Below are 23424 nucleotides of genomic sequence, written 5' to 3'. Positions count from 1 at the left end.
ATTCACGACCTGAAAGACAAGTGTTACGCGCTCATCTAATAAAATATCTCTATTAGATTTTTCAATTTATAGAATCAAAAAATAAGAACCAAGCTCTTTTTATCATATTTATACTTTTATTTTAAATTGGATTTTTTATTTCAATTTAAATTGCAAAAAATCTTTCATGTAGTTAATATGACTGCATTATTCTTTAATCATCAAGGTTAACAATGCGCAAGTACGAAGGCGTCAGGATGAAATTGGCTAAGGAGCTCTCTGGATTTACAGGAAGCGATAAGAAATTTCGTGAACTTTTCAGAGACAGTCCAGTAACTGACAATAGCCACAAATACTATCAACCGCATGAAATACGGGCTATCCGGCTTCAATTACTTGGCTTGTATGATGAACGCCAGCAAAATCTGCCGCCAGTCATTGATACCAGAATGGCAAAAGGTGGGGTGGGCAAGACAACGGTCGCAGCAAATATTGCGGCATGTATGGCGCAATTTGGCCATAAAGTGCTATTGATCGATGGGGATCCTCAAGCATCTATCAGTACGATGTTTGGAGTCGACATCAATTCCAGAATCACCCACATCGGCGATATTATGGAGCGGTTCTCAAAGGGACGCCCATCCGGAATTAAAGATGCAACTGTGTCAATTTACCAAAATGGCATGCTTGATCTGATCCCGGCTGACATTACTATGGCAAACGCTGAGAGTTGGATGATGCCCCTCATGGGACGTGAAACTGTGTTCCAACGCTTGATTGAAAATGAACGGGAATTTTTCCTGGGATATGAGGCAATCATTATTGATAGCGCGCCTTCGTCATCCCTGTTGACCACCAGCTTTATGGTCGCTTGTAAGACCTTACTAGCAGTAGTAACGCCCGAACCACAATCTCTCAAAGCAATGGACATTTTGGAATCCAATATCTTGGAAATCAATAGCGCATTTCAACACCGCGACTTCAATTTAAACCTACACGTCGTGGTTAATAAATATAACCAGACAAAACGCCCGCACCAGGAATCATTAGAAATGCTGGCAAGCAAATACGGCAATATACTGAACGATACGGTCATACATGACTTTGTCGGTTTTTTGCGTGAAACAGATTTACATAGTGACGAGCGATCAGGACCTGTACTGGAACGGGAACCAAATAGTGTTGGCGCCAGAGATATCATCGATGTCACTAAATCACTGATCAAACTTTACGGAGTAAAGCTATCAACACCGAGTGCAAAAATATCATGAGTAACCATAAATCAATCAAAATATCCGGCTTGATTCAATCTGGAAGAATTAACCCGCAGGCTCCCACTGGGAGTCTTCCAAGTTTCGATAGTTTGGCAACTATCGCCAATCCAGATGAGTCACAAAAAAATAGCTCGGCCAGTACAACCAACCAATCTGCGCAAGACAATGGCCTGGTTGTTGACAACGGAAAATTTGCAGATATTCCGGTCAATCTGATTGAAGATAGTCCATATCAGCCAAGAATTTATTACGATCCAACGAAAATTGATGAGCTTGCCCACACTCTCGCATCAGCAGGGCAAAAAGAACGTATTCAAGTTCGGCAAATGGCAAATGGACGATATGAACTCATCGCAGGCCATAGAAGAACGCGCGCAGCACGCACCTTAGGCTGGGTAACAATTCAGGCTATTGTTTTGCGTTTATCCGACGAAGACGCTGAAAAATCGACGATGGTTCATAACGAGGCAAGTGAAGGCCTCACCGACTATGAACATGCGCGTCTATATGAAAAATCGAAGGAACGCGGATTCACGAAAACACAAGAAGACATTGCGAAAATGTTTGGCACAAACCAGGCAAGCGTATCGCGATGCCTTTCTATGCTGAGACTTCCTGCCGAAGTATTACGAATGCTGGATGCCAAAGAAGATTTAATCACGGGTAGAACTGCGCAAGTAATTTTACAGCTTCTGAAAGATCACCCGGATGAGTCGGCTCTTGTTCTTCAAGGTGTACAAAGAATTTCTGATGGTGCAACCCAAGACTCGCTAAAAGGCTGGGTAGAACAAATGGTAAAAGCGAGAAATTCGCTTCCCCATAATCCAGACAAAATTACTATCACTGACAAAGCCGGAAGAACGATGTTCACCACTCAGAAAAAAGGTAATGAAATCAGTGTAAAAATCAAAGCCAGCGAACTCGATAGCGTCGAGGTCGCTCAACGAATTGCAGATGCTCTGAGGGGCTATGTACACATGGAGAGAGACTGAGTCAGTCTAGAAATTATTCCAGAGGAATAATTTCTTAGATCGAATAAGCTGTATTGATACTATGGGTCAGAACTCCTCCCATCCATCGTTAGTAGCCGCCTGCTCGTTTGCAAATTTCCTGGTCCTCACACTATTATTAGCAGTGATTCTGACTGGTATCGGCTTTCTTTTAAATGGCATCACGACAGGTGCAGCTCGCACAACGGAATTAAACCCATCAACAGACGTAGCCTTTGCTGTGTGTATGCCATCTACCTTGAATATACTCACTACTTGCACCAGATTACCTGCCTGATCCTGTAACGATTCGGCTGCTGCGGCAGCCTGCTCCACTAGTGCTGCATTCTGTTGTGTAACCGTATCCATCTCCGAGATAGCTTGGTTGATCTGTTCGATACCGACTTCCTGCTCCTTGCTGGCAGATGTAATCTCGCCCATGATGTCTGTAACGCGCTTAACGCTGGCAACTATCTCATCCATTGTCGCTCCTGCGTGATTGACCAGCTTGCTACCAGCGTCGACTTTTTCAACTGAATCACCGATCAGAGCTTTGATTTCCTTTGCTGCCCCAGCTGAGCGTTGAGCCAGGGTTCTGACTTCACTTGCTACAACTGCGAAGCCACGGCCCTGTTCACCGGCTCTTGCCGCCTCGACTGCCGCATTGAGTGCGAGAATATTGGTTTGGAATGCAATGCCATCAATGACGCCGATGATATCAACAATTTTTTTAGCTGAATCGTTGATTGCCACCATCGTATCAACTACCTGCGCAACAACCATGCCGCCTTTCACTGCCACGTCAGATGCCGATACTGCCAACTGGTTAGCCTGACGAGCGTTGTCACTATTTTGTTTGACAGTCGATGTCAATTCTTCCATCGAAGATGCGGTCTCTTCCAGCGAACTTGCTTGTTGTTCTGTACGCGATGAAAGATCAAGATTACCAGAGGCGATCTGGCTGGAAGCAGTAGCGATGGTATCCGTGCCACTACGCACCTGATCGACGATCGTCTGCAAACTACCATTCATGTCTTTCAGCGCCTGCAGCAGCTGCCCGACTTCATCTCCGGAGGTGACTTCGATGTGGCTGGTCAAATCACCGGCAGCAACAGTTTGAGCAAGCTTCACAGCTTGATTGATGGGCACAGTAATCGAACGCGTAATAAACCATGTCAGGATTGCGCCGGCCGTTACAGCAACGAGTACCGAGACCAATAACAGGTTTGTCGTAAAATCGTATTCCTGATTCATTTTTTCGATCGCATCGCGGTTCAATTTTTCCTGAAGCGCGATCATTTCTGCAATCATGTTGAACCATTTATCTTGGGATGGCTGAACGGTGGTTCCCAAAACACCGCTTACGTCCTCGATAGAATTACCAGCATCGACCATCTCGATTATTTTGTTATATAAAGGTCGTGTCTCGTTCCGACGTTCCTGAAGTTCGGTATATAACAACTTCGACTTCTCGTCACGAATGAGCGAACCCAACTTCTTAAAATCTTCATCGTACTTCTGGCGTGCGTTAGCAATACGTTCCAATTGAGACTGTTTGAGATTTTTCTCTGAATACAGAATGTAGTTACGTACTGCTCGCGCAACAATGTTGAGATTTCCACGCATAGCATTGGCAGCCGCGATTTCAGCATTGTGTTCGTTGACAATCACATCAACTTGCATTTTAGTATTGCTGAGCGAAGACCAGCCGATATAGGCAACCATTGTCAGCAAAAATAACAATGCACCAAAGGCGATACCAAGGCGAACACCAATTTTTAAGTTTTTCATATTTGTTTATGACTACTTTGAATAAAATTTGTTTGACGCTTTTATGCGAATGCAGTTTGCGTCTATGCAGTCATCGTGTTTTTGGCAATACCTCGAATGCCAAAAATTGCGTCACCTGAGTATCGGAAAAATTGTCGTCAGACACGAGAACAATGCTGTCGTGTCCATTTGCCAGTTTGTGACCCCAGGCGATTCCCTCAATGTTATCGACCACCTTCAGTTCTTTTAAAGAATTCAGATTCACAATCAAGCGCTTTTTGACTGGTTTAAACGATGTAGCTTTTAAAGCAGTGACATCAGCAACATCCGTGGCACCATCCACATCTATTTCATAAATACGTATGTAGAAATGAAAAACACCGGCATTATCTTGTGAGCCAGAGCGCTCTATTGCGAATAACTGATGATCGTTAATTGCCAACAACTCTGCGAGGCCATTATCAGCAAGTTTCCCTTTGGCAGGAGCAACGGGAATAGAATCCAGTGGATATGCAAACTGTCCCAGTATTTTCCCCTGGCGATCTAGCTGAGTGATGCGCGAGTACGCGCCTTTTGTCGTCGTGGCGACTTCGCCGTCCTGATACAGAGGTGCTTCCATTCCCAGCCATATGGTCTTACCGTCTGGCGAAAAACTCAAACCTTCAAAAGTTAAGTTATTACGCGATCCAATTTCTACTTTGCTAGAGACATTAAACATGGCAGGTGTTGGCAACGTAGATAGATAGCTGCCATTGGCCTGCGCATGCCTAACAAAGGGATGCATGTCCAGTTTTCGATTTCCTTCACTGGCATACCAAACAGTACTATCGAGAGGGTCAAATCGTATGCTCTCAATATCGGGCACCATTCCCTTTTTATGAGCGGCATGTTGCTCAATATTAGGATAAACGCTACCATCTTCTTGCTTAAAAAAATTCACGCCGGTCAGTGTCACGCTAGAAAATTTGTACTGGTCGTAGTCCAATTTTGCTGTATAAAATCGCGCAGCATTGACGTCAGACCGATCATCACTTTCAAGTATCCAGTTACCTGAGCGAGGATCATAGTCCAAACCAGATAAGCCACCGACTACCGTCCCCTCATAAGTATGTTTCAGGGGAATACGCTGTTCACCGATAAAACGCAGGTTTTCCACCGTGTGCGGCAATGCGGCCATTTGGCCGGTGGTAGTGACACAGGCACTGATGGAAACCACCACCAGCAAAATCGGTAATACATTCAAAAATCGCTTTAGTCTCTTAAAAGAATTAGCGCGTTGAAATAACAGTTTACCTGGAAGATTGCTCTGGACTATCGTCATCGTTTTTCCGTAATGAGTATTCTGTAGTGTACTATGGCAAATTACAAATATGCTTGTGAATCAGAGGCAATAACGCTGCATTATTGACGTAGATCATGGCATGAACGTTTGTCGAAATTGAGTCGGTGCTGCTGTCAAAGAAAGTAGCCTTGCAGTGACCTGCGCTTACTTCAGAACTGCAATCAATCTCAACACGGCAGTATTCACCTGAAAACAAACTCTCATCTAAGCAATATGCCACTGGGCAAGCATCATGCAATAGAGGATCGAGTTTGGAATATGCATCCAGCATATGAGTAACAGCCTTACCACAGGCGCTATCCATATGATCAAAGGAGCGAATCCAATCTGACGACATGACTGCCGAACTAGTGACATCCAACGGGAACAAGACAATTTGTGCGCCTGATTGCATCACAATCTGGGCTGCTATCGGATCTGCATAAAAATTGAATTCAGCAGCCGGTGTGATATTGCCAGCACAGCGCAATGCGCCGCCCATGATCAGGATTTTCCTTGCACGCAGCAATATGCCGGGAGATAAAAGTTCGGCAAGCGCTAAATTTGTCAGCGGACCAATGGCAATCAGGGTAATGCTGTTACTCTGATGTTCTGACAGTAACCTGATCAGGTGATATACAGCATGACCTGCAGAAATTTTTCCTGTGCTTGGTATGTCTAATCCACCAAGTCCATCCTCTCCATGTACCAGGTTACAACGCGAACCAGCATCGAAAATAGAGCGTTCCGCGCCAGCATAAACGGGGACATTCTGTTTGTGAGCGAGATCAAGAATGTTGCGGGCGTTGTATGCAGTCAACGCCACCGGACGATTTCCAGTAACCGTAGTCACTGCCAGCATGTTCAAATGACTACTCGCAGCAGCTAATAGTAATGCCAGGGCATCATCGATACCGGGGTCGCAATCGATGACTATGTCTGTCGCATTGAATGTTGCATTACTCATGCGCAGCCCGTGATGTAATTGTCTGCATATCCAGCCGCAAACTCAGTTGTATGCGCCTCCGAGATTAAGTGTTTCTCTATCTCTTCACGGGAAAATTGTGCCGCCTGTGCACCGAGACGCGTACAGACAAGGCTTGCGGCCACAGATGCGCTGGACATCGCTTGCACAGCCGAAGAACCACTCGCTAAGGCTGCCGCAAAAACACCTGTATAAGTATCACCCGCGCCTGTCGTATCAATTGGTGTTACTTGCATCGTAGGTGTGACGAACAATCGATCATCCGTTTGCGACAGCACCGAACCATTTTCTCCCATGGTGACAAGTACATCTACATTGTGAGCTTGTGACACTGCCACTGCCAAACCAACTGAATCGGTGGCAGTAATGCCAAGTCGCCGACTAATTTGCTCGATTTCTATTTCATTGACAATCAGGATATCGATTGCCGAGAAATCGATATCTACTGCATCAGATATAGGAGAAACATTCAGTATTACCTTGCAACCGCGTTGTCTGGCACGGTGCGCTAATCTGAAAGACTCAGCAGCGGGTACTTCCAACTGCAATAACAGGACACGGGTTTCATCTAGAATATGGTCAGATACCATTGCAGAATATGCTTCCAGATTGGCTCCTGCTGAGACCACTATGGAATTATCGCCATTTTCATTGACCGTGATGACAGCTAAGCCTGTTCTTTGAGACGCAGTACTTGTGATTCCCGTGATATCAACACCGATATTCGAGAGCGAGGCCAATGCCGGCTCAGCGAATGCGTCTTGCCCCACTACGCCAAAAAGACGCGTAGGCACGTCAAACAGTCGAGCAGCATGTGCCTGATTAGCACCTTTCCCCCCGGGTGAAATTAGCGCTGCGCCACCCATAACTGTTTCACCAACATTGGGCAAATGTTTAGTTGGAACTGAGACATCAAGATTAATCGAACCAAATACTGTGACCATTTTATTTTCTTTCTATAAGTTGTATACATCACCTGACAGTGCTGAGAGTATCTCGTCACGTGTCGGCATTCCGGCACGCGCTCCCATGGTTGCTACAGTTTTGCTGGCAGCCGCACAGGCAAAGCGCAATGTGTCTTGCAAAGTTTGCCCTTCTATATATGCAGCTAGAAACACAGCATTGAAAGTATCTCCGGCGCCAGTGGTATCAATAACAGGCGTTGCAAATGCAGCTTGTCTTGCAAAGCCTTTTTTGCTAGCAGCCATGGCACCTCCAGCACCCAAAGTTACAACAATGAGACGGGGACCTGCTGCCAGTAGCCGGGAGATGGACTCTTCATTGGGACACTCTCCAGTTCCAGCCATAAACCCAGATTCATTAAAAAACACCACGTCAGCACGAGATATCCGGTCCCACATCGCGGCATAATCAGGCGCGACAGCAGCTTCAATATCAATAGCAACCAGAACAGTCTCTGCCCTAGCTAATCGACTGAGCGTATCAAGTTCCTCAAGGTCATAGGGCATGGCATAGACGATCTGCGTTTGCTGCATTGCTTCTCGCAGCCGCATTTCGTTTAGCGGTTCAGCTTTTGTGGGAATGAAGACAATGGACTTCTCCCCCGAATCCGATAACATGTTGATCGCGAGTGAAGAACTACTCTGTTTTACGGTTTCCAGATAATCAGTATTGACTGCAAAGTCTGAGAATGATGCACGCAATATTGCTGCATACCCATCGTCACCCACTCTTCCATAAATAGCAGCCTGAAGGCCAATTTTGGATACAGCACATGCGAGGTTGGCAGTAGTTCCACCGGGCCATATACCAAGCGAGCGTCCAAGAACTTTTTCGCCATTGTGCGGTGGCAAACTAACGCCAAAAACAAGATCTGCTACCGGATCACCAAAGGACAGAATATCCCACCGGCGTTTCTTGCCTTCCCTTTGTATCTGCTCATTGTCATCTGGTTTCATGTTTTTCATTCTCGACATTTTTAAAGGCGATATCAGCTAAGCCCATGGCCAGAGCATCCAGATCAAACTCGGCAGCGTTGGCAGAAATAAATTCAGCCAGCAGTTGTTGTGGCAAGGCTGCCGTACCCGCCATCGCTCCGACGATGGAACCTGCCATGGTGGCAATGGAGTCTGTATCGTTACCAATCGACGCACAGATAGAAATCGTTCGCATAGGATCTCCATTGGCATATGCGACCACTCCTAACGCTGCGGGAACCGATTCTGCGGCCAATACGGAATTACCAACCAGCTTTTCCATCTTCATCATGAATGCATAGTCGCTCGTTGATTCGTCGGCAATCTGCAAAGCCATTTCTAGTCGCGACAAAAAGTGAGGTCCAGCAACTATGCGGGCATGTTGTGCCGCCAATTGTTCACCGATTTTTCCACCTTCTAAAGAGGCGGCAATAACCTCTCTCAGTGTTCCCGATACCAAAGCCTTTGATACTGCGGCAGCGATTGCGCACGCAGCCGAAATGGCGACATCGGTATCATGTGACGGTAAGCAGGTAATTAATGCCTGCTGGCATGCGGCCTCAATATTTCCCGGAAAAATCATACCTGCCGGTGCAACGCGCATGGCAGCACCATTGGTGGTTCCGACCGTTGTCATTTTGCGTAAAGAGTTACCGATGACACCGACTTTTGCCGTATCGCTACCATCGAGAAGTGCTTTGACCATGCTCTCAGTACTTGGCCCCATGAATCCGGCTTTTGGGCTGTGCTGTGCCCAATCCAGCAAACAATTGATCCAATGTTCCTGATCCAGGGGGCCATGTCCTGCAATCATCGCTCTGGCGAGAAAATACATCTGACTGGCATCATCGGTTACCTCAGCATATTTACCATTTTGCGCACCAGCGAAAGTGTCGGCTGTGGGTGCGGTAAAAGCAGTGACCAGGCCGCCGTGTGTTGAGCGAATTTCGTCAATAGTCCATTGCTCGGTGGGCGCGCCCAGTGCATCCCCCATACCAGCCAACGCCAGGGATGCAAAGATGCGATCTTTTAATTGATTTGGTAGCACTTGGTGTTCCTCCAGAAAAATGTCATCACCGTTGATATCGTTTAAGGTCTTCTGTTATTCATACAGATCGACGCCACCCCACCATGACCAACATCAAAATAGTGATTGCCGGAGGTAGCATGAAAACCAGCTCCGTCGGCAATTGAAAACTGCCAAGGCGCGTTGCAAGTACAGTTGTGGCACCAAATAGTATGGCGGCGGCAAAGCTGCCAAATGGACGACGTGCGCCGAGAAAAATAGCCGCCAGCGCCAGAAAACCTCGACCAGCCGTCATCTCAGTCTGGAAGAGAGTCAGATATCCCATACTGAGATAAATACCTCCTAGCGCAGCCAACAGTCCACTCAGGAAAAATGCCACGTACTGAACACGCTTGACTGGAATCCCGGCAGCCAATGCAGCTTCGCGATTTTCACCAACGGCTCTGATCCATGTGCCATAGCGTGTACGGTACAAAAACCGCGATATCAGGAATACGCTGAATAGCGCTCCGATCATCAGGACATGATGACCTTTGTGAGCTTCACCATTCAACAACAATTCAAGAACAGGAAAAGCATCCAGACCGGGGATGTGTATTGAGGGCAATGGATGGCTGTTCAGCCCAGCAGTCGAGCCCTTGTCACCAACAATGGTCAGTAAAAGGAATACCGTTAAGCCGGAGGCAAGAATATTGATCGCAATACCAGCAACAATCAGATCAGCATTCAATTCCAGATAAAACACTGCCAGCAAACCAGTTAACAATAACGCAGCAGTAATACCGGCAAGACATCCCAACCAGGGATATATCCATTCGGCCATCCCGGGAAACCAGCCTGGCGCGTAAATAGAGACGATCACACCGAAGAATGCCGCTACTAACATCAAGCCTTCCAAGGCAACATTGATGCTACCCGCCAAATCCGAGATCAGACCACCAAGAGTAGCAAAGATAATAGGCGTAGATGCACGCAAGATCGCCACCAGAACACTGATGACTAAACTGATCCATGCCAAGGTATCTATATTCATTGTTTGACTCCACGAAGTTTGCCAAATCGGAATAGAGTGCTGCGAATCAATTGAGGGAAGGCGATCGGCAACAAACGGTCAGCAACAATGAATAAAATCATGAATGCCTGAATCAGCATAACGATCTCTCTCGAGACATCACTGCCGCGCTCCATGGCCTGCGCCCCGGTCCGCAGGTAAGCATAAAAGAAAGCTGAGAGAGGAATATTTTTGGGATCATTACGTGCAAGAAGTGCGACTACCAGTCCATCAAATCCCAGGCCCGGCGCCATGTCTACGGGTAATCGTTTCAGCAAAGCATTGCTGATATGAATACCTGCAAATGCAGCAAATATGCCACCCGTCGCCATCGACAAAATGATGGCGCGATGTACCGGCATACCTGCCTGTTTGGCAAAATCAGGTGCCTCACCTACGGTACGAATCTCATATCCTGGCGTTGTTCTGTTCAACCACCACCATGCCGCTGCTGCCACCACAGGAACCATAAAGATCATGGCAGACAGGTTAGTTTGCGGAATCAGGCTCGGTAATATCGTAGCCGTCGGGATGACTGCACTGGCTAAAAAACCAGCATTCGGATCGCGTAGGTACACCGCAATGACAAAGCGAAAAAATTGTATCGCAATCAGGTTCAACATCAGAGTTGTGACAATTTCATTGGCCTGATAACGAGCTTTCAATAAGCCAGGTAGTAAGCCCCAAAGAAAACCGGTGAAGATGGCTGCACAAAACGCCGCTGGTAATACTAAAAAGCCAGGGCCAGGCAAATAGAGACTCACGACCGTCGCCATTAGTGCAGATAAAAACATCTGGCCATCGGCACCCAATGAAAATTGCCTTGCGCGGAAAGGTATCGCAATTGCCAATCCTAAGAATGTCAATGTGATCGCATCTTCAAGAGCAGAACAAAATCGCACTACTCGCATGATGTGCCAACCACTTGTTTCACTCCATTGAATATCCGGCAAGGCACCGGTAATCAAAATAATGAATGCACGCACTGGTTCTTTGCTGAATATTGCCGTAACAACGAAACCAACCGCCAAAGCAAAAATAATTGCCACAGGCAGACGCAGACGGTGCATCAAAGCAAGATCAGATTGCTGATCAGACAGTCCAGATGGCAAACTCATACTGCCGCCTTGAGGGTTGGGTTAGTCAATGGCGAAGTTAGCATTGCCTGTACACCTTCGTGCCGCTTACTTCCCGTCATGAACGCCCCCAAATCCTGCGCGGTGAGATTTTCATTTTTAAAATGAGCGACAATCTGCCCCTGAAACATCACCATAATCCGATCCGACAACGTCAATATTTCGTCTATGTCTGCAGAGATAAGCAAGATCGCTGCGCCACTTTTACATAAATCCTGTAAGTGTTGATGCAAATCCTGAGTGGAACCAATATCTACGCCCCGAGTCGGCTGGCTGGCAACAAGTAATCTGGGTGAGGTTGACAGCTCACGCCCCATGATCAGTTTCTGCATATTGCCACCTGACAAAGAGCCGATGGACAGTTCGGGGGAATGAGCAACTACTTTGAATTTTTCTATAATGTCGACGGTCATGTTTCTGGCGGCTTGCATATCCAGTACACCCATACGTGACAACGTTGCCTTGTGATAATCAACGGCGATGACGTTTTCAATAAGACTCATATTTTTTGCAATGCCGTTGTGTAATCTGTCCTCAGGAATAGAGGCAACACCATGCATCCTGGCGGCCCTGATACCTTTCCCCGAATAGCTTACTCCGGCGATGGCAATATCGCCTGTATCTGGTTTAGTCAGCCCACTGACAATCTCCGCAAGCAGATTTTGGCCATTCCCCTCAACACCGGCAACACCCAAAATTTCACCTGGTGCGATATCAAAACAAAGACCATGCAACTTACTAAGGACTTTCCCATGAGTCAGCGAGATATTTCTGACTGTGATCAAAGGATCGGCTAAAGGGTCATGCTTTTTCTTGGCTCTGACTCGGATTGATTTGAGTGGACGACCGACGATCATTTGCGTCATCTGCTCATCGCTGATAGTTCCGGACTCCCCCATCCCGGTGACTCTGCCATTGCGCAACACAGTGAATCGATGTGCAACTTCGCGTACTTCCATCAACTTGTGTGTAATCAGAATGATAGTAACGCCTAGTTTGACCAGTTTTCGCAGAGTGACAAACAAGGCTTCCGCTTCTTGCGGACTCAATACCGCAGTGGGCTCATCGAGCAAGATAACGCTTGCGCCTCGATACAGAGTTTTAATAATTTCCACACGTTGCTGTTCCCCCAGAGAGAGAGTCGCAACAATGGCTTTTGGATCGATATCCAATCCATATTGATGCGCAGTGGCTAATACATCAGCCACAGCACGTGCATCGTCAATCCACAAGCCCTTTTTGGGCTCGTGCCCCAACACTATATTTTGTGCAACGGTAAAAGAAGGTAATAACTGTAAATGTTGTGGAACAAGACCGACGCCTGCGGCAATAGCATCTGCAGGTTGCTGAAAGAGACAAGTTTGGCCATTGATGATTATTGCGCCTGTATCTGGCTTTTCCATGCCATACAGCATTTTCATCAAAGTAGATTTACCCGCACCATTTTCACCAATAATTGCGTGAATTTCACCTTGCTGTATGCAGATGCTGATATTGTCACTGGCCAGATTACCGTTGGCGTAGCGCTTTGATATGCCGCGTAATTCCACCATAGTGTTTGCTTGCAAGATCAGATCCGGTTTGCTCACAGAGTAGTCGTCTTGTTCAGACAAGTTCATCATCATTGTTTGCTCACCTTATCGGTTGAAGGCAAAGTATGCGTAGAGTTCGTGCTCGTCACAGAGGTCTCATGCATTCCAAAAACACTGGGAACAATGACCTTACGTAAAATAATCGCGCGCTCCTGATCATTGACCGCCTGCACAATAGCCGGTCTTGTATTTGCCATCACTTTGGAATTACGCGCCAACTTGATACCACCTTCAGCCAGCCCCAGAGATACCACTTTTCCATAGGTGGTTTGCCCATTTAATTCTTGCTGTATTGAACGGTAGATACTAATACCGACATCTTTCATGACTGAAGTAACGATACGAGCTGCGCGAGAAGGATTGGATTTTTCATACAAAGCATACTGATCCATATCCACTCCAATCACGTAACCTCGAGCCTCTTCGGCCGCTTCATTGACGCCTTGCCCAGTTGCTCCTGCGGCATGAAAAATGAGCCCAATACCTTGCTGATACTGAGCTTTCGCAATTTCTTTGCCAACAGCAGGGTCTGAAAATGCATTGGCATATTGAGTCATTACATGAATATCGTGAACCGCAGCTTTAGCTCCAGAAAGGAATCCGCCGACGAAATCGTCAACCACAGGAATTGGCATTCCACCAATCACCCCCAGACCGCTACCAGCCTGGACATCTGGCAATCCTGTCTCCATCAGACGTGCGGCCAAATAGCCCGCCAAATACGCGCCCTCATTTTGACGAAACAGTATGGAATGCACATTTTTGCAAGCACAGGCTGCGTAATCCACACTGGCATCGAAAACCACAAACTTCATTGCGGGAAAGCCACTGGCTATTTTTTGTACATACGGAACCATAGAATAGGTACCAGCAATGATCAGGTCATAATCACCACTATCCGCCAAGTCTGTCAGAGCCGATTCCCAGCGCATGGGATCTGTTCCACCTTCAATGACCTTCGCCATGATGGGAAAGTCCTTTTTTGCTGCATACAAACCACTGACTGCGGAATCGAAGAATGATTTATCCCCCAGTGAACCGTTGATGAACAATGCAACACGTAATTGAACCTGGCGAGATTTACTGCCTTCAGCAAGCCTGCCCATTGCGGCAACACCGTACAGCAGCAGCAAAATACCTGCCGCCCACGCTAATTGCGAAATCAATGTCTTGAAAAAATTCATCACACTACATCTCACAATCAATGATTCAAGAAACTGTATGAATGGGATACATTGCAACCTGCATAGGCAGGAATGCAAATGCAACGCTCGTCCAGTGGATATGGAATATGGTCACAGACCTTGTACTCTTACAAAACAATACTTATCGGCATTTTATTAAGAATTGATTTACCAGTACCGAACTTATTTGTCGCCAAAATCAATCCAGTACTGGTGTATTACTTGCTCATTGTTTGAGCAGGATTCTTATCTATTTTGTAAAATTAACTATACCAAGAATGTAGTCAATTTACATATGAGCGCGTACTGTGAAAAACATAGTTCTCGGGCTTCCCAGGAAATAACGTCCGGATGTCAATGGGTTCGAAGTCGTCAGCTCAGACCCAACACCTGACAGGTATTTTTTATCGAACAGATTTTCAACATTGAATCCCAATTCAAATTTGCTCATCCCCATCATGCTGCCACTTGGTCGGTAACTGGCAGACAATCCAACCAGAGTATAGGAAGGCATGTACTCTCTTGGATAAGCAGCAGGCCCACCTGTGATGACGGTATTGGGAACAACGTTATAGGTACCTGCAGATTCACCGATATACTTCGCATTAGCAGCCAATCGCCATGTCTGTGATGGCTTCCAGCTTACTTCAACAAAAGCATTATGTTTAGCAGCACCCAATACCGGATCACCCGCTTTAATACCCTCAGCAACAGTATCGGAGACATAATGTGCATCGTTATACGAATAATTTCCGGTCAGTTCAATATTGCCAAATCCAGCACGTCCACTAATCTCTGCGCCACTTGAACTGATACCTCCTTGATTCTGGAATGTGGTCGTAGCATCACGAGAAAAAATATCGCCATTCGGATTGCCATTCTGAATAGAAATCCGGTCACGATAATCTATCTTATAAACAGACAATGACAGTCCGTAAGCACCTTTAATCCAGCGAATACCAGCATCTTTATTGACCGAGGTTTCTGGTTTAATACCGTTTTTGGAATCTACTGCAGCAGTTCCTTCAAATACGCTATCTGGGATGGCACTAAAATTTTTAGATGCACTAGCAAACAACTCCCAGTCATTTCCTAAGCGATACAGCGTAGCGAGCTTTGGCAATAGCCCTGATGACACTGTCAGTTCACGAGTGCCATTGAACTCGACTGCGGACTTATAGGTCTCGTTAAAACGTTGATAGGTCACACCAACATCCAACTCCAGAGTATCGTTGAGCAAATTCATTTTGTCTTGCAGATATGCCATCGTCGTTTTGGATTTGTAACGTCTATCCTGGGTGACGGAATACAAGGAACTTTCATTAAACGCACTACTGAGAGTTGGATCAGTTACCTGGAACCAATTTCGTACTTTTTTACGATCGATATCTTCGTACCATCCACCAAAGCGCAGAGTGTGAACATCACCGATATTTGTGCTTAACTCAGATACAAATCCTTTACGATTAATCTCGTTGTCACTACGGCGTGAAGTCGCTTCGCGTGCGCCCCAGGCATTTTGCGGATTCATTGCATATTTAGCCGCCGCCGGGCAACCGGCAGCCTTCAAAGAAGCCGCGGTGACACCTGCCGGGAAAGTAGCTGAAGCGAGCGGAATCAACTCACCGTTTGCCGTTTTCTGGTATTGATTGGCATAACATTCCTGAACGGTGCTAACCGGTTTTCCTGCATCTGGAACAGCACTGTACACTTGACCATTAGTAGGCAATTGCTTATAAGGCACATAGAACCAGCCATTACCATTCATGGTATGCATGTACGGTTTTACAGTTAACTTACTGGTTTCACCGAACTTGTAAGTCCAATCCAGGTGGGCAAACAGTTCGCGACTATTGATGCCCCTTGTACCACGATAATTCTGATCAATTGCAGGATCACCAGTCCATCTATCTGTTAAACCATCAGTCCCAGGGTTGGACTGAAAATTACTTTTGTAAAATGGCGCACTCAATGCAGTCAATGCCACAGCATCATAATCATTGTCCGCCATGTCGTTATAACTTACCGTCGCACGCAAGCTAGAACCACCGTCAAATTCTTGCAAGATGCGCAGATCAGCATGATCACGACGGCTGCGACCAGATTGATCGCCCGGCCAAGTACGCACATAAGAATGCGACAAGTCACCATAAGCACTCAGGCCGTTAGCGAATTTACCTGTATCGTAACGTACGAATTCACGCTGATAACCAAAGCTACCCATCGAGACCTCAGCGTCACCGCCGCGCACTTTCGAAGGATCTCTGGTGCGGAAATCAATGAATCCACCTAATGCTTGATTTGATGGCGTGCCAAGGTCTCCAGCTGTCTGTGATGCATCGATACGTACCAAATTTGCCGTATCCAATAATCTGGTTGGCATAGTGCCACCGTTGGATAATGTAGAGCCATTCGGAATGCCATCTACTGACACACCAATCTGTTCTTTGTTCAGACCACGCATGGACAGACGCATAGAAAAACTACCTGTCAACGCATCACTTGAACCAACCTGCAAACCAGGAATACGATTCAGCAACTTCAAAGGATCAAGACCCGCCGGTTGCTGCAAAATAATTTCTTTATCAATGACACTGTTGGCGCGCGCTTCACCTTTACCAACCAATTGTCCTATGACCTCGACCTTCGTCAAACCAGGCTCTGTCCCTTGCAGATTTTCCTGCGCCAGCACCGTTGACGTCCACTGTATTGCCATGGCAGATCCTGCCGCCAGCAACCTTACTTTCTTGCACATATAACCTCCATTGAGTTAGTAAATTTACGACTTTTCCAAAGGTGCCCGATCTGCAAATTATTCAGGGATGTGCTTTATTTTTACCAATGCTGATCGATAGATTTAATTCTATATTGGTATGTACCAATTTTCAAAGATATATTTGAAAAAACATGCGGTTTATAAAAAAATAAAATTTTTTGTATAAAATCAAACACATATATGACAGGAATATGACAAAAACCGGTTTTTTATTATTTTAAAAAAAATTAAAAACAAATGATTAAATTATTGGTACGAACCAATAATTTAATCTACACTCTCCGGAAAAATGATGAAAACTCGCTTTTAATATACTTACCGGGGCTAATTACTATACGCACCTGATAACGACGAAGGATCTCGGATAGTTTTATCCGGTCAAATGATGAGTACTTTCGCGGCTAAAAAATGGAGGCACAAAGAAAATCGATCACTACGCACTTTACAACAAACGAGTGATACGTCATTAAGCGTGTCGGCGCTGCGATTGTTTAGCAATGCTTGTCATGGCTGAACGCGATTCATTGTTGCGATGAATCTCTACGGATATTGCTGGCACTCAAATACATCGTGGAAATGCTATCAAATTCAACAAAGTAGCCGGTGGCTTAATTCACGATCAACAGTATCGGCGTATATGTTAGGAGGCCACTCTATGAATTTAGGGCAGCGTCAATGCGTCGACTATAAGAAAAATTTACAAGAACCCACGCCACGAAAGACATTACATTCTGATCCGATATGAATGCCGATCTATCCAAGAGCGATGATTTTTACTTAAATATATATGCGGCCAACTTCATTGAAGATACGGATTGTCATGGCGAATCATTTTTTGAATCACTGATTATGAAACTTTTTATGAAACTACTACGGCTAGCCATCATCTTATGGATCTGCAACCATGCAGGAACTGTGCTGGGTCAGGATATTTCTCCTTCTCTGAAACTGACAATACTTCATACTAACGACCACCATGGCAGGTTCTGGAAAAATAAAAATAACGAATATGGCCTCGCTGCACGCAAAACGCTGATTGACAACATTCGAAACGAAGTTACAGCTCAGGGCGGCTACACCCTATTGTTGGATGCCGGTGACGTCAATACCGGTACACCAGAATCTGATTTGCAAAATGCCGAGCCTGATTTCAGGGGTATGTCATATATCGGTTATGACGCAATGGCGGTAGGTAACCATGAGTTTGATAAGACACCTCAAACTCAGCTGCGCCAGCAGCATGAATGGTCGAATTTCCCATGGCTATCTGCAAATATTTACCAAGCAGGGCAACGAGTTTTTGAAGCCTATCGACTTTTCCAGTTTGAGCATGTCAAGGTGGCTGTTATAGGACTGACGACGGACGACACCAATAAATTGATTGATCGAACAAAATTTCCCAGCATTACCATTCGTGCTCCTGAAACAGAGGCACAAGACTTGTTACCACAACTAAAACCTCAGACTGATATTCTAATTGCACTCACCCATATGGGACATTATGTCGACGGCAAACATGGAGTGAACTCACCTGGGGATGTCGAGTTAGCACGCTCTGTCAAAGGTATTGACTTGGTAGTTGGCGGCCATAGCCATCACCCAGTTTGTATGTCAGAACAAAATCAACGCAATGAAGCCTATACCCCCGGCGATAGTTGCATGCCGGACTATCAGAATGGCACCTGGATCGTTCAGGCTGCGGAATGGGGTAAATTTGTCGGACGAGCCGATTTTGAGTTCACTCATGACGGACTCAAACTTATCCGATACCAGCTGATACCAGTCAACTTAACAGCACCAGCATCAGAAAAACAGCCTACCAGCATCACTGAAGACCCGGAAATGCTGAAGCTCCTGCTTCCATTTCAACAAAACGCCATCTCAGGTATGGAGAAGATCGTAGGTCAGAGCAATGGGAAATTCGATGGGGAACGAAAAAATATAAGAAATAAGGCAACCAATCTCGGCATCCTCATCACGTCCGCAATGCGCGAAAGAATGCATGCTGACCTGGCAATTATCAGTTCCGGCGGTATACGCGATTCTCTGCCTGCAGGTGACATCAGCTATCGCGATATTGTAAAAGTACTGCCATTTAAAAATCATTTGCATGTGATTCAAATACAAGGGAATGATCTGGAGTCGTACTTACACCAAATCTCGAGGATGACCCCGGGTTCAGGCGCATTTCCACAGATGCTGGGTGTACAAATTGACAGTGATGGCAATCAAGCCAAGTCATTACTTATTAACGGTCAGCCTATAATAAAAGACAAAGTTTATCGACTTGCGATCACCAGTTTTAATGCCAAGGGTGGTGATGGCTATCCTGTTCTGTCCGATCATCCAGGGATAGTATCTAGCGACTATATTGACGTTGACGTTTTACGTGATTTCATTAGCAGTCGCCCCTTATTACGGACTGAAGATTTCATTCCGGGACAAAACAAAAATACAGATTAAGCATGTAACTTATTTTGAAAAATATAGTTCCCCAAAAAAATCTGAATAGGCTTATGGTACGATCCAATTTTGGGATCGTACCAAATTTTTTAACAGATATTCAGAGCGAATATTTTTTAAAATGCACCCAGCATTTTTTGAAATGTGAAATGCACATGATTTTTTAAATAAGCAATCTGTTTCAGTGAAGTTATCCTGAATGCGTTCAAACAAACCTATACCATGCCAATAAAAAAAGCATCGCCTCATGCCTCCACTGAAACATCGACAGTATCCACAATGCCGCTTTATCGGCAGTTGGCACAAACACTGCAACAGACTATGGAGTCTGGCAAATTAGGCCCAAATACAGCGTTACCGACAGAACGGGATTTGGCCCTCACTTATAATGTCAGCAGAGACACCGTAAGAAAGGCCATACGTCTATTGGAAGAACAGGGTGTACTGTACAGCGATCATGGTCGTGGTACCTTCACGGCACCCGAAGCAGTTCGTCAAATGTCGCGCTCATTGGGGAGTTTTACTGAAGATACTCTCAAACGAGGTGGCACTCCCGGGCAAAAGATTCTGCTCATGGAAAATGTCGCCGCAAGTATGGCAATTTCCAGTCTCCTGCAAATTGAACAACAAGTTCCGCTGTTGAGAATTAAACGCCTGCGTCTGATGAATGGCGCGCCAGTTGGCTTGCAAGATTCATATTTAAAATTACCACCAGGCGCTAAACTGGAACGTAAAGAATTGGAACGCGCAGGTTCTCTATATCGCATCCTTATTGATAAATTCGGTATTGATCCATCGGAAAGTTTGGAAAGCGTTGGTGCGGTCGCTGCCGTTGCTGACGACGTGACCTTACTTGATGTCAGTCTGGGCACACCATTGTTGGTTTGCGAGCGCGTTATGCTTTCTGACAGGCGTGACCCTATTGAGTATTGCGAAATGAAGTACGTACCTTCCTATCGTTATAAAACTAGGATAAGTAAGTAGTGCATCTCCTCGTACAATCAATAAAACACAGATGGTCGAGTGTAAGATGAGATCTGATTTCGTTAGACCTGCTTATCAAAATTAGTACGCTAAAATTTTAGCGTCTGCCAACTGGAGGCAGCATGAAAAAATGTTTCATGGAAGAACCAATCATTGGCACATTAAAAGAATCGGAGCTTTGCTGGAAACACGGTATCAGCGACACCACCTATTAAAACTGGAAAGCGAAATTCGGCGGGATGACAGTATCCGAAGCACAACGACTCAAGAAACTTGAAGCAGAGACAATTACTGGCAAAATCAATACTCGACAACGCGACGCTCAAGAATGTTGTCGGCCGGGCCGGTCAGAAAAGATGCCAAGGATAGCGACGCCTACACGTGCTGCTATGTCGGTAAGATTGCTTGATTAATTATAAGGCATATATCAGGTATACCATGTAACCAGTTTGATGGTGCCTAGTTGCATGTATAAGTGTATCGCCGGCATTGATCGGCAGCTGAAGGTAGTGACAGAGGAACAGAATCAGAGTTGATTAATGGACTTTGTATAGGATGAATTTATTGACGGACATCGCCTGCGCTGTTTAAATATCGTCGATAATTTCACAAAAGAGTGTTTGGCAATAGAATTCGACACTTCACTTCCTGGCCACTGTATTGTGGCTGTTCTAGAACGTTTGGCAGAAAGTCGAGGGTTGCCTAGATCGGCGATTATGGATAACGACACCGAGTTTATTAGCAAGGTGTGGATAAATGGGTTTACCGAAAACGACTTCAATTACTATTTATCGATCTTGGCAAGCCGTAGCAGAATGCATATATTAAAAACTTCAACGGTAAGCTGGAGGGGGATGAATGTTTGAATGAGTATTGGTTTTTCTCAAAGTCATCGCAGCACGGCATCAGAAATGCAATTAGGAGCATCACCACAGCATACTTAGCTTCCTGACACCGAACTAATTTGCAGATAGTTTTTTAATCATAAATTCTATAAAGAGTTCGGACTAAATTCAGGGACAGGCCAACAAAAACATCTACAAAATTTGAATTCATTAAAAATAGTAGATACTCTATTTTTGTTCTATTGATCTTACCGCAGATTAGTCGAATACAAACTTTCATGTTTTTATATACATTTATTCCAGTGGAATAAATGTATAAATCTGAAAGACGAAGCACAAAGTAGCGACAATGCTTCAATCACTTCTAGCTGTTCGGATACATCTTCATCCATTGATTTTAGTTTACCTTCGCATTGCAGGTTAGCAGGCTCCAATAGCCTAATGACCTGCTATTCACCACAGCAAGTTCTCAGGAAAAGGCCTGTGGATCGATTTCTGACGTGGCTGTGCCGGAACGTCTGTGGTTTGCCCTGCTGCATCATCTTCAGCGATCTGGATTGTCGTCGTCGATTATGACTGGCAACATGGTCGCCTATGCATCACGTCATCCAATCGACTTTCCCGCAATTACCGGTGCCATTTGCACAGTATATTTGTTGACATTGATATCACTCTCTCGTGGTAGAAGATCGACACACCAGATTCCGATGTACGCTACGCAAGCTGCTTCTTGAATACCGGTGAATGGTTGGAGCACCGCGTCCTGTGAATGTGTGTATCTAATAACTCCAAGGTAGCTTCCGAAAAAATCTAACGTGAACTACTTTAACGCTTTTTAAGTGCTAGTTTACAGACTATACAAATGAGATGCTTACGATTAAAACTGCTGATAAAAATAACGCGACTGCAATGATGCGATACAAATTCCGATTCGTATTTTTTAATCGCAGCTATTTATTCCAGTGGAATAAATTAAGAATTCCAATTTAAGCCAAAATATTGACGCTGAAAACAGCACAGCAAAATTTCAATTCAATAACGATACTGGTATACCGGATCAATATGACTGGTAAGCAAGCGTTTCAATGAAGCGTAACGACTTCTCGAATATGTTTAGGATGGCTATCCAGACTGACCATGATGATCCCTTCCTCCTTATCAAAAGCGGGGCAAAGGCCAAAGCTAAGCCCCATACAACCAAGCCGGAGTTCAGAAACGGTAGAGCCATTGCAGCCTAATTAATGGCAATTTTCGATGACCTTACTGCTTTTGCAGCCTGCCGACGAGGAGCTTTACGCGCACAACCGCACAAATTGGTGTAACCCAGTCCTCTCTCTGCCAAACAATACTACCACTGGAACAAAGGCTTGACCTGAAGCTGCTTAACCGAACAACGCGAAGCGTCGTGCCAACAGAAGCAGAGGAGCAATTGTTTTGAATCGTAGAGACACACCTGACAGAAATCGAATAGGAGCTGGCAGTTCTTGGCAACATGCGTAGCAGACATGTTGGCACCATCAGAATCACCGCGACCAATCATGCCGTACGTTCCATCATTTAGCCAAGACTTTTACCTTGGTTACCAAACTATCCCGACATCAAAATCGAAATCAGCAATGACAACCGATTTGTTGATATCGTGGCAGAGCGCTTCGATATCAGTACCAGCCTCGAGGGTGATGTTGGGAAAGACATGATTGCATTGCGAATTGCACCGGATATGCAGATAACCGTCGTGGGCAGTTCTGCCTATTTTGAGTGTAATCCGCTGCCCAAAATGCAATGCGATTTAAGCAACCATGACTGCATCGGTTTGTGTTTACCGACCCACGGCGGCTTACTGGCCTAGGAATTCAAAAATGATGAGCAAATCTCTACCGCCTACGCCGAAGGGCGCCTTGTATTCAATCTCAGCGACCTGATGGCAAATACTGCTATTGCCGAACAGGGCTTGCCTGGCTTCTAGATAACATGGTTCAAGCACATCTCGACACGGGTCGGCTCGTGACAATTCTTGATGACTTGGTGATCACCTTTCCTGGTTACCGTCTCTACTACGCAAGTCGTTGCTCTTCATCAGCACTCTCACTTGTAGTCAATGCTGTGCGACT

General features: G+C 45.5%; 17 protein-coding genes and 1 pseudogene. 7 read left to right on the top strand and 11 right to left on the bottom strand.

The window, feature by feature from the left end:
• The first annotated feature begins 236 nt into the window (after positions 1–236).
• On the top strand, positions 237–1250 hold the full coding sequence (locus ACO0LB_RS14535) for an AAA family ATPase (protein ID WP_423050253.1): 1014 nt from the start codon (positions 237–239) through the stop codon (positions 1248–1250).
• Complete coding sequence (locus tag ACO0LB_RS14530; protein ID WP_423050251.1) at positions 1247–2245, top strand: ParB/RepB/Spo0J family partition protein; 999 nt, start codon at positions 1247–1249, stop codon at positions 2243–2245. Before ACO0LB_RS14535 ends, ACO0LB_RS14530 begins: the two co-directional genes overlap by 4 nt.
• Before the next feature lie 66 nt (positions 2246–2311).
• On the opposite strand, the gene ACO0LB_RS14525 is transcribed toward ACO0LB_RS14530, so the two are convergent.
• The 11 genes from ACO0LB_RS14525 to ACO0LB_RS14475 form a co-directional block, all read right to left on the bottom strand.
• Complete coding sequence (locus tag ACO0LB_RS14525) at positions 2312–4033, bottom strand: methyl-accepting chemotaxis protein (protein WP_423050249.1); 1722 nt, start codon at positions 4031–4033, stop codon at positions 2312–2314.
• Between the two features lie 70 nt (positions 4034–4103).
• Entirely contained in the window at positions 4104–5333 is a 1230-nt protein-coding gene (locus tag ACO0LB_RS14520) for an esterase-like activity of phytase family protein (RefSeq protein ID WP_423050247.1), read from the bottom strand.
• 31 nt (positions 5334–5364) lie between these two features.
• Positions 5365–6300 (bottom strand): nucleoside hydrolase, encoded by a 936-nt coding sequence (locus ACO0LB_RS14515; RefSeq protein WP_423050245.1) that lies wholly within the window; start codon positions 6298–6300, stop codon positions 5365–5367.
• Entirely contained in the window at positions 6297–7262 is a 966-nt protein-coding gene (locus ACO0LB_RS14510) for a ribokinase (protein WP_423050243.1), read from the bottom strand. The genes ACO0LB_RS14515 and ACO0LB_RS14510 overlap by 4 nt, the downstream gene beginning before the upstream one ends.
• 12 nt (positions 7263–7274) lie before the next feature.
• The gene (locus tag ACO0LB_RS14505) at positions 7275–8237 is read right to left on the bottom strand and encodes a carbohydrate kinase family protein (protein ID WP_423050241.1); all 963 of its coding nucleotides are present in this window, start codon (positions 8235–8237) and stop codon (positions 7275–7277) included.
• On the bottom strand, positions 8224–9303 hold the full coding sequence (locus tag ACO0LB_RS14500; RefSeq protein ID WP_423050239.1) for an ADP-ribosylglycohydrolase family protein: 1080 nt from the start codon (positions 9301–9303) through the stop codon (positions 8224–8226). Before ACO0LB_RS14500 ends, ACO0LB_RS14505 begins: the two co-directional genes overlap by 14 nt.
• A 58-nt stretch (positions 9304–9361) precedes the next feature.
• A complete protein-coding gene (locus ACO0LB_RS14495; protein WP_423050237.1) occupies positions 9362–10315 on the bottom strand; it encodes an ABC transporter permease in 954 nt (317 codons plus the stop codon).
• On the bottom strand, positions 10312–11451 hold the full coding sequence (locus ACO0LB_RS14490; protein WP_423050235.1) for an ABC transporter permease: 1140 nt from the start codon (positions 11449–11451) through the stop codon (positions 10312–10314). Before ACO0LB_RS14490 ends, ACO0LB_RS14495 begins: the two co-directional genes overlap by 4 nt.
• Positions 11448–13094 (bottom strand): ABC transporter ATP-binding protein, encoded by a 1647-nt coding sequence (locus ACO0LB_RS14485; RefSeq protein WP_423050232.1) that lies wholly within the window; start codon positions 13092–13094, stop codon positions 11448–11450. Before ACO0LB_RS14485 ends, ACO0LB_RS14490 begins: the two co-directional genes overlap by 4 nt.
• Positions 13091–14245: a BMP family lipoprotein gene (locus ACO0LB_RS14480; RefSeq protein ID WP_423050320.1), complete on the bottom strand. Its 1155-nt coding sequence runs from the start codon at positions 14243–14245 to the stop codon at positions 13091–13093. Before ACO0LB_RS14480 ends, ACO0LB_RS14485 begins: the two co-directional genes overlap by 4 nt.
• Before the next feature lie 289 nt (positions 14246–14534).
• Positions 14535–16961: a TonB-dependent receptor domain-containing protein gene (locus ACO0LB_RS14475; protein WP_423050230.1), complete on the bottom strand. Its 2427-nt coding sequence runs from the start codon at positions 16959–16961 to the stop codon at positions 14535–14537.
• An 801-nt stretch (positions 16962–17762) separates the two neighbouring features.
• Here ACO0LB_RS14475 and ushA point away from each other — a divergent pair.
• From ushA to ACO0LB_RS14450, 5 genes and pseudogenes are all read left to right on the top strand, one after another.
• Positions 17763–19484, top strand: coding sequence for a bifunctional UDP-sugar hydrolase/5'-nucleotidase UshA (gene ushA / locus ACO0LB_RS14470; RefSeq protein ID WP_423050229.1), 1722 nt, complete (start codon positions 17763–17765; stop codon positions 19482–19484).
• 222 nt (positions 19485–19706) lie between these two features.
• Positions 19707–20468 (top strand): GntR family transcriptional regulator, encoded by a 762-nt coding sequence (locus tag ACO0LB_RS14465; protein WP_423050227.1) that lies wholly within the window; start codon positions 19707–19709, stop codon positions 20466–20468.
• Positions 20469–20590: 122 nt separating this feature from the next.
• Positions 20591–20810, top strand: a pseudogene (locus ACO0LB_RS14460) (transposase); the annotation flags it as partial.
• A gap of 221 nt (positions 20811–21031) precedes the next feature.
• Positions 21032–21334 (top strand): integrase catalytic domain-containing protein, encoded by a 303-nt coding sequence (locus tag ACO0LB_RS14455; protein WP_423050318.1) that lies wholly within the window; start codon positions 21032–21034, stop codon positions 21332–21334.
• Between the two features lie 1255 nt (positions 21335–22589).
• Positions 22590–22751: a helix-turn-helix domain-containing protein gene (locus ACO0LB_RS14450; protein ID WP_423050316.1), complete on the top strand. Its 162-nt coding sequence runs from the start codon at positions 22590–22592 to the stop codon at positions 22749–22751.
• Positions 22752–23424: the final 673 nt, after the last annotated feature.

Origin of the sequence: Undibacterium sp. SXout7W, assembly GCF_049339385.1 — a bacterium.
Lineage (GTDB): Bacteria > Pseudomonadota > Gammaproteobacteria > Burkholderiales > Burkholderiaceae_D > Undibacterium.
The sequence above is the reverse complement of the archived record's forward strand: the minus strand, read 5'-3'. Positions and strand labels throughout refer to the sequence as shown.